The following is a 7,543-nucleotide window of genomic DNA, read 5'->3' on the forward strand; positions in this document are numbered from 1 at the left end:
GGCCAACTCCCCACCCAGCACACCCGGTCAACGACACACCCGATCAAACAGACACGCCACCGGCGAATGAACCTGACCAAGCACTACTAGGGCCTTACTGCGGAAGAGCGCCAGTCCTGCCGCGACGGTCTCGTTGGCGACATCGATGCAGTCCTGCCGGTCCCATGAGGGAACGATCAGTTTCGCGTTGACCGGGCGGCCGATCAGTCGGCATTGATGGAAGATCTCTCCACTGAAATTCCAGGACATCATGACCGGCCACCCATACCGCCCGAGCTCGTCTGCGAACCTCTCATAATGCGGACCGGCGAAGTCTCTCTCGCGCAAAGCCTGCACAAGGCGGGCATCCGCGACCAACTGTTCGTGATGATCTGGAAGTGACGCGCTTCGCGGCTGCGGCACCAAACAGGCCTCGATGTCATCGACCTCAAAGCCGAGCCGCCGGAGAACCGGCGTGGTGAGCTCACTATGGTCGCCTGGCTCTGCCTCGTCGCCTGGCAAGCGCTCATCCACCATGCGACTCCTCCCGCAAAGCCTGCGCATCGCAACCGAACCTTCATGTGTTCGTTGTAGGCGGCTGCATGCGGGACTCCCCCTCCCCAGCCCACATCAAGCGGCGTGATGCACGTCACAGGGGGAGGGTGGCGCCTCAGTCGGCTACAGCCTGTCAAAAGCACTCATGACAACCAACACCCTCCACCGAGACGGGGATCCATGAACGCTCCCGAACGGGGCTCACTCCTGAGCCTGAGGACCGCCACCATCTTCCTGCTCGCCGCCCTCGTGGCCCTGGGCACTGGCATCCTCACGGTCCTCGACCACAAAGGACTTCCTGCCGCAGTCCTCGTCGCGGGCGGCGCATTCGGCGGCGCCACCTGGTACTTCCACATGCTCATTGACTGACGCGCCATCAGTGGTAGGCGGCCGGCGAAATCGGCGGCCTGGTCGGATGGCCCGATCTGCCGGGGACTGACCGGAGACGCTCTGAGACTCCGCAGAAACTGGCCAGGAACCGGGAAGCGGTCCGACCGGGTCATCAGCGCCGGTGACGGCCGTGCATCTGTGGGATGTGTATCTGTCGGAGAATCAGCGGCGAGCCATTGCCGGCGGTCTGGAATCGTCGCTGGAGCAGGCCCGCGGGGTGGTGGCGTTGTGTGCCGGGCTGCATGACATCGGGAAGAGGACCCGGCGGTGACCCTCGCAACGGTCCAGGAGCGCGTCGGCCTGTCCTACGCCGCGGCCGCACGGGCCCTGCCCCGGCTGCGCGGGGAGCGGATCGCCGACCTGGTGCAGGCCGAACCGGACGTGACCCCCGAGGAGGCCGCTACCCGGCTCGGCTACCCGACCGCGGTGCAGCGCACAGCCCTTGCCAGCGCCGCCACGGAACTGCGCGCCCGGCAGGTCCAGTCGTACCTGCAGCGCGTCGCCGACGTCCTGGTCGGCGCAGGCCTGGCCGAGGCGCAGGACGTCCGGGTGCAGATCCTGGACGGCGACGTGCTCGCCGCGGCCGTGGCGCTGAGCGGATCCGGCGCGCCCGCCCTCGTGTGGGACGAGCGCTACGGCTGGCGTACCACGCTCAGCAGGCGGCACCCGAGGGGCAAGGACACTGGCACCCCGTCGGAGGGCGAAGGCATCCGCTACCTCAGCGAGCACCAGCAGCCCGAACCCTCCGAGTGCTGGCCGCGCTCGCCGACCGCCGGCACGGCACCAGGCATCCCAAGACCGTCCACCCGGCCGGAGGCACGCTGCAGGGCTGAACCCGCCGACCGTTCCGGGCCCGGCCCTCCACCCGTGACCTGCGCCGCGAGTTGTTCCACGCGCTTGGCTTGCAGTGGCGCCGCCCGCCCAAGTTGACGGTGCCCGGAGCAGGGGTTTCACCCGGACGACGGAGCGGGCAGGATGAGGCGGGCATGACATACCCATACGGTGCTGACCCGAAGGGAACCGTCTCGTGCTCCGTAAGCCAAGTGCGCTGCTCGCCGCCTCCGCCCTGCTCCTCCTCGGCACCGCGACGCAGGCCGCAGCCGGCAATCCGCCCTCTGCCGCGCCGTCGGCCGCCTGCACCTACACGCCGGTCGTTCCCGCAGACAACTTCAAGGGGATACCGGTCTTCGACCCAGTGAAGGCCGCCAAGCCGTACAGCGCGACGCTGCGCACTGGCCAGGGCGCGATCACCTTCCGGGCACTGACCGACAAGGCTCCCTGCACCACGTACTCCTTCAAGTTCCTCGCCCGGCGCGACTACTTCGACCGCTCACACTGCCACCGGCTCACCACCGTGCGCATCTACGTGCTCCAGTGCGGCGACCCGACTGGCACCGGGAGCGGCGGACCCGGCTACTCCTTCCCTGACGAGAACTTGACCGGGGCGACCTATCCTGCCGGGACGGTGGCGATGGCCAACGCTGGGCCCAACACCAACGGAAGCCAGTTCTTCTTCGTCTGGAAGGACACCAAACTCTCGCCCGCCTACACGCCGTTCGGCAAAGTCACCGCGGGCCTCGACGTGCTCCAGAAGATCGCGGTGGGCGGCGAGGACGACCAGAACGGGCCGGGAGACGGCTTTCCGACGCTGCCAGTGAACATCAAGCGCGTACAAATCAAGAGCAGGTAGTACGGTCCTGCCCCGGGCCTGTCCTCGTCGGAAGCTTCGTCCGTCCCGGTCATGGTCGGCGTCGAGGACGTGTGTCCCAACCACCTGTTCACCGTCATCGGCCTGCGCTGGGGCGTCGACATGCGCGACCTGTTCATCGCCGGAGTGATCCCCGGCCCGGTCACCGAAGAATTCGTCATTCTGGAAACCAGCGGTCAGAGATTCACTCGCTGGGCAATGAAATTCGACGCATCCGACGCCGCTGTAGCACCCGCGTACGTGCAATGCCGCACCGACGACGTAGAAGAGGACACGGCCGGCCCACTGCTGCAATCCGTCCTCGCCAGCGTGTCCATCAACTCTCGGCGGGGTGGCGGCGTCGCGGGTGGAGCGGTGTGGATCTGGGTACGTGCGGATCTCGGGCACGGGCGTTACGGAGAACGAGATCGACTATGCCCCGGCCGAGCATCACGCATGGTGCGCGGTCTACCACTCCGAGGCCGTCGACGTTCCCGAGCCGGTCGTCCTGTACGACACCTCTGGCCGCCGCGACCCTCGGGGCGGACACCGCCGTCGTCGTGGAGAGGATCCGCCGTTTCCTCGCTGCCGCCTGCCGCGCTCGCTAACCCCCGGGCGGGCACCGTCCGCACCGGCCCTCCGGAAGGACCGGATCCATGTACTTGGGGACCACCGATACCGGACTCGGCGCTGTCGTCGTCGCCCCGGCGTGCGTCAGAGTCGTCGACGACAAGGCTCACGGTCCCGGTCGTTCCGCCGCCGCGCGGGGCTCCGGTATTGCAGACGAAGGAGTTGCTGGCGGCTCTGGCCGACCACGGCATCCTGGGGTGAGCCGCCTCATGGCTGATACCGGTACGCCTCGCAGGGGTGTTGTGTAGTTTTTCGGCCTTGCTGTCAGCCGAGGGGAACGTGCCGTACGCGGGTGGGGATGGTCAACGCGGTCTGTCGCGGCGACGGTTGGGATCTTTAGGCTCTGCTCATGTCAAAGCAACAGCGGGGCAGGAAGCACCGAACACCGCAGAGGCGGGCCCCACGTGACGTCCCGGTACCGCGCCCGCGGGCGGCGGTTCCGATGCTGCCCGACGGCGGGTTGCCGCTGCGGGGGAGCCTGGACCATACAGCGCGGATGCTGGAACGGCGAAGACGGCGGAAACCCAGTGCAGACGGCCCGCCGCCGTGTTCAGCAGTACCTGGCCGGCCCGGAAGGCGCTCGATAAGAGCGAAGCTGGCGAAGAGCCTGTCCCACCCCGCCTCGGCTTGTTTCTCATGGGAGGCTGCTAGACATGCCCGACCTGCCCTCGCCCGAAGAGATCGAGGCCGCCCGCACGCCCGCCGGCGGTTGGAAGCGCGACCAGCTCGCCGCCTGGGGCGTCCCGTGGCCCCGCCCAAGGGGTGGAAGGACGAGCTGACCGAGCGCTGGCAGGCCGCGCGCCAGGATGGGGCACCACCGTCCCCGCGCCGCCCGGACCCGGCGGACTTCGTACGGGAGGCGCTCGATTTCGGCTGACCCGACGACAGCGAAGCTGGACAGGATCACCCTGCCCGGTCCCTCTGTCGGCTGTCAGCGCGACTGGATCCACAGGCTGCCGTACGCGACGATGGCGCCGCCGACCGCGGTTGCGGCCCCTCGGATCAGATGCAGGCCAGCCTCGTTGCGGAGCCGCCGGGCGTACTTGGCCCACCGGGTCCTCGATGACCCGCCATAGGGCCTTGCGAGGGGTTCCGGGTCTGGGCTGTTGCCCGTACGCTCGGGCTTGGACATGAGCTTCTCCTTCGTCGGGGATGTTCGGTCTTCTGCAGACGGCTCCCTGCCCACCAGGGGGCCGTCGCCGTTTCCGGCGACAGCCGTGCCGTTGTCCACCCATTGAGATCTTCGGCGTCTCGCGGGGTGAACGAGAACCAACGAAAGCACCTCGAAACCCGCTCTGACCAGCGGAAACAGTGGATTGTTGAAAGAAGTCCATCTGTGTCAACGAGACGCCAACGCGGTTCTACTCAGGTCCTTGCAGGTCTTTGTGACATCAACATGTGCAATCCCGGGCTTACCTGAGGTGTCATGCCGAGTATTCATGAGGAATCACGTGTCGAACTGAGTTGAAGCGTGCCAGAGTTGGCGGATGCCTCAGTTGCTGCGGATGCCCAGCAAAGCCGACCTGCCTGATGGGACCAGGCGCGAGTTTGTAGCCGAGCTGTACTTCCACTTCAAGGAAGCAGGGCGTCCTACACCCGCCCGCATCGCAGCGACGACCAGCTCTATGCAGGATCCGCTCCCTGTAAGCCGGGAAACCATCCGCCGGCTCCTCAAGGGGCAGACGATCAGCACGTGGGCGAGAGTCGACGCGGTCTTGCGCGCCCTGTGCGAGATCGGTGGGCAGGACCCTGACCGCAGACGCTGGCCGGAATCGGACAACTGGAACGACGACGATCCGACCACCTGCAGGGAGCGCCTGCGCCAGTTGTTGAACGACGACATCGACGGCGTCGAACCGGAGAACGCCCCGGCCCCCGTCCCACCCGCGCGATCCAACTCGGGGTGGGGCGGTACTCGTACGCAACCCCCGCAGAATGATCCATGGGCCACCACGCCTACGCCGGCCCCGGCTACCCCAGCCAATGGCGGCTACTCCGACGAACCGCCCTTCTAGGCGCGTGCATGTACGGCTCGACAACTGCATGTGATCAGCCGCTTTGCCCTGAAGGGGAAGTGACCGGGTGTCTGTGGCGGCTCCTGCTATCAGAGCCCTCATTGGACACGCTGCCGTCGTGCCGCGAAGCGAAGGGTCCAGGCGCAGGACGGTCCGCTGCGCAGTGTGACTCGCAGTAGCCAGGCCACCCGGGTACGCAGAGGCCGTTCACCGAGGTCGGCCCACTCGGCCATCCACTCTTCGCACCAGCGGTCGCGGGCGTCCGCGGGCAGGATGTGAGCGAGAGCTTCGAACAGAAGCCTTGCCCGTTGCAGGCGCCGACCAGTCTGGTCCTCTGCGCCGTGCGTGGGCTCTTCTCTGGCACTTTCGGTACATTCCTCAGCCGGGGGCGGTATCTGCCCGAGCGACCGGTGGACGCCCGAAGCGTGGCCCCGCACGATCTCCCGCCCAGAGTCAGGGCTGTCGGCGCTGGCACCTGTGTTACCTCGGCCCGACAGGCGCTCCACCCAGTAGAGCTGCCGATGGCCGCGGGTGTCGAGGCTGTCGCTGACCTTCTGAGCTTCGTCCCGGGTGGCGTACCTGCCGACCCGGTACTGATTGCCGTTGTCGTCCTGGCGGATCACTAACCAGGGGAGGACTGCTCTGCTGGCCTCGTTGCCGGCGCCGTGCATCTCAGCCTCAACTCCCCAGGCCATCAGCAGGGCGGAGGCGTGCAGAGGTAGCGCCGCCCTGGTAGGCGGCAGCGAGAGCGACGCGGGCGGACTCGGCACCACTTGGGGCGAAGCGGTAGTAGCGGCGGCGGGGCCGGGGCGGATCGGTCTTCTCGATCTCGCCCTGGTCTTCCCAGAAGGACTCAAGCCAGCCTGCGTTCTCCAAACGGGCGAGGATGGGATGGATGGTGCCGGTGGGAAGGCCTGCTGCTTGGGAGAGCTCTAGACCGTAACGGGCCTCGACAGGGCTCTCCAGCAGGGTCCGCAGCACCAGTTGAGTCTGGAGCGTCATGCGCGGCGTCTTTGCCATGCCAGAACTCTAGTATGGGAGCCACCTGCACAACAGCAGAACGTGGCATCTGCCTCAGGCAGATGCCACGCCCCGAACTGTCGCCGCCTACGCCCACCGCATCCCGATCGCGGACAGCTGTTGTCCAGGAGCAGTGTTTGTGATCAGGAGCGGGTGTTCTGGCCTGGGTTGATCAGTTTGGTGTGTGGCTGTGGTCGGGTGGTGCTGGTGCCTCCTCGGTAGCGGTGGCGGGTGTGAGCGATGGTCCTGGGCTGGGGTTGTGATCTGCAGGTTTGTCAGGTAGCGGGCCGTGGTGATCAGGTCGTGTCATCTGCACTGCGTGCGGTGCATTTGTGTTGATCGTTGGTATGCGGTGGTGCTGATCGAGTCGCTTGCTTGGGTTGGGGGGCCGGGCATGGCCGGCGGGCTTGGACTTGGGATGCGTCGGTGGCGTTTGGACGTGTCTGTCGGGGAACGCCTGCTGACCACATGAGCGTGAGATGCGGTGCATGGTCTTGCCTGAATAGGCCGGACGGATGGCAGTGGGTGTGCTGCGCGGTTGCGTTCACATGGAGGTCCGTGAAGTCGGTGTCGGTGTGCGCGTGGAGTGGGTTGTGCTGGGTTGTGATTGTCTCAACAGGAGTCCCCGTGTGGGCTGCGGTCTCCTGCGCCGGGCCGCGATGAGGTTCGTGGCGGCTGGATACCGGATTGCTTCGCAGTGTTTTTCCTTGTTGTGCGTGTTGGTCCAGTGGGGGGTGCTGGGGTGGGTGCGTGTGTGGAGGGGGTGTTGGCGGTTTCGTGTGGGTGGTGGGGGGTGGGTCTGTGGGTGGTGGGTTTGTGGGTGGTGGGTTTGTGGGTGGTGGGTTTGTTGGGGTGAGGGGTTGGTGTGTCTGTGTGGTTGTGGACTGTGTGGTGGATTTGTGCCCCGGTGTGCGGGGAGGGCTGCTGGTGGTGGCTTTGGTTGTGGTGGTGCTTCGTGGTGTGGTGTGTGTTGCTGGTGGTGGGACTGGTTGTGGTGGTGCTCCGTGATGTGCTGTGGCGTTGTCGTAGATTGGGTTTCATCACATTGATCTTCGGGAGAGTTGATGCATCTTTTTTCCCTGATCGGCGGGGTCGGACATCATCAGGGTGCGTGGCGCCGTCCGGGCAGTCGTGCCGAGGGGGCTACCTCGCTGGACTACTACGGTGAGATCGCGGTGCTGGCTGAGCGGGGTACGTTCGATGCTTTGCTGATGGCTGATGGACTGTCCGTGAACGGTACGCATTTGACGAGTGGGTGTTTCCCGCA

Annotated in this window: 9 protein-coding genes and 2 pseudogenes; 7 read left to right on the top strand and 4 right to left on the bottom strand. The window is 66.3% G+C overall.

The window, feature by feature from the left end; genetic code table 11:
• Positions 1-27 precede the first annotated feature (27 nt).
• Positions 28-516, bottom strand: a complete 489-nt coding sequence (locus ACWGJ5_RS46090) for a hypothetical protein (protein WP_453315569.1) — start codon at positions 514-516, stop codon at positions 28-30.
• Positions 517-714: 198 nt separating this feature from the next.
• On the opposite strand from ACWGJ5_RS46090, the gene ACWGJ5_RS46095 reads away from it, so the two are divergent.
• The 5 genes from ACWGJ5_RS46095 (at position 715) to ACWGJ5_RS46115 (ending at position 4,118) form a co-directional block, all read left to right on the top strand.
• Positions 715-903, top strand: a complete 189-nt coding sequence (locus ACWGJ5_RS46095) for a hypothetical protein (RefSeq protein ID WP_453315570.1) — start codon at positions 715-717, stop codon at positions 901-903.
• A gap of 166 nt (positions 904-1,069) precedes the next feature.
• Complete coding sequence (locus ACWGJ5_RS46100; RefSeq protein ID WP_453315577.1) at positions 1,070-1,195, top strand: HD domain-containing protein; 126 nt, start codon at positions 1,070-1,072, stop codon at positions 1,193-1,195.
• Positions 1,192-1,854 carry a hypothetical protein gene (locus ACWGJ5_RS46105; RefSeq protein WP_453315571.1) on the top strand — a complete coding sequence of 221 codons (663 nt, stop codon included), beginning with the start codon at positions 1,192-1,194 and terminating at the stop codon, positions 1,852-1,854. The genes ACWGJ5_RS46100 and ACWGJ5_RS46105 overlap by 4 nt, the downstream gene beginning before the upstream one ends.
• A gap of 97 nt (positions 1,855-1,951) precedes the next feature.
• Positions 1,952-2,614 carry a peptidylprolyl isomerase gene (locus tag ACWGJ5_RS46110; RefSeq protein ID WP_453315572.1) on the top strand — a complete coding sequence of 221 codons (663 nt, stop codon included), beginning with the start codon at positions 1,952-1,954 and terminating at the stop codon, positions 2,612-2,614.
• Between the two features lie 1,372 nt (positions 2,615-3,986).
• The gene (locus ACWGJ5_RS46115) at positions 3,987-4,118 is read left to right on the top strand and encodes a hypothetical protein (RefSeq protein WP_453315573.1); all 132 of its coding nucleotides are present in this window, start codon (positions 3,987-3,989) and stop codon (positions 4,116-4,118) included.
• 54 nt (positions 4,119-4,172) lie between these two features.
• On the opposite strand, the gene ACWGJ5_RS46120 is transcribed toward ACWGJ5_RS46115, so the two are convergent.
• Complete coding sequence (locus ACWGJ5_RS46120) at positions 4,173-4,373, bottom strand: hypothetical protein (protein WP_453315574.1); 201 nt, start codon at positions 4,371-4,373, stop codon at positions 4,173-4,175.
• A 355-nt stretch (positions 4,374-4,728) separates the two neighbouring features.
• Between ACWGJ5_RS46120 and ACWGJ5_RS46125 the strand changes: the two genes are divergently transcribed.
• Positions 4,729-5,256, top strand: coding sequence for a hypothetical protein (locus tag ACWGJ5_RS46125; RefSeq protein WP_453315575.1), 528 nt, complete (start codon positions 4,729-4,731; stop codon positions 5,254-5,256).
• Between the two features lie 476 nt (positions 5,257-5,732).
• Here ACWGJ5_RS46125 and ACWGJ5_RS46130 read toward each other — a convergent pair.
• Together ACWGJ5_RS46130 and ACWGJ5_RS46135 are read right to left on the bottom strand one after the other, a co-directional pair.
• A pseudogene (locus ACWGJ5_RS46130) lies at positions 5,733-5,927 on the bottom strand (hypothetical protein); the annotation flags it as partial.
• 7 nt (positions 5,928-5,934) lie between these two features.
• Positions 5,935-6,276, bottom strand: coding sequence for a PadR family transcriptional regulator (locus ACWGJ5_RS46135; protein WP_453315576.1), 342 nt, complete (start codon positions 6,274-6,276; stop codon positions 5,935-5,937).
• A gap of 1,064 nt (positions 6,277-7,340) precedes the next feature.
• On the opposite strand from ACWGJ5_RS46135, the pseudogene ACWGJ5_RS46140 reads away from it, so the two are divergent.
• A pseudogene (locus ACWGJ5_RS46140) lies at positions 7,341-7,543 on the top strand (hypothetical protein); the annotation flags it as partial.

The sequence above is a fragment of the Streptomyces sp. NPDC054783 genome, assembly GCF_053611725.1.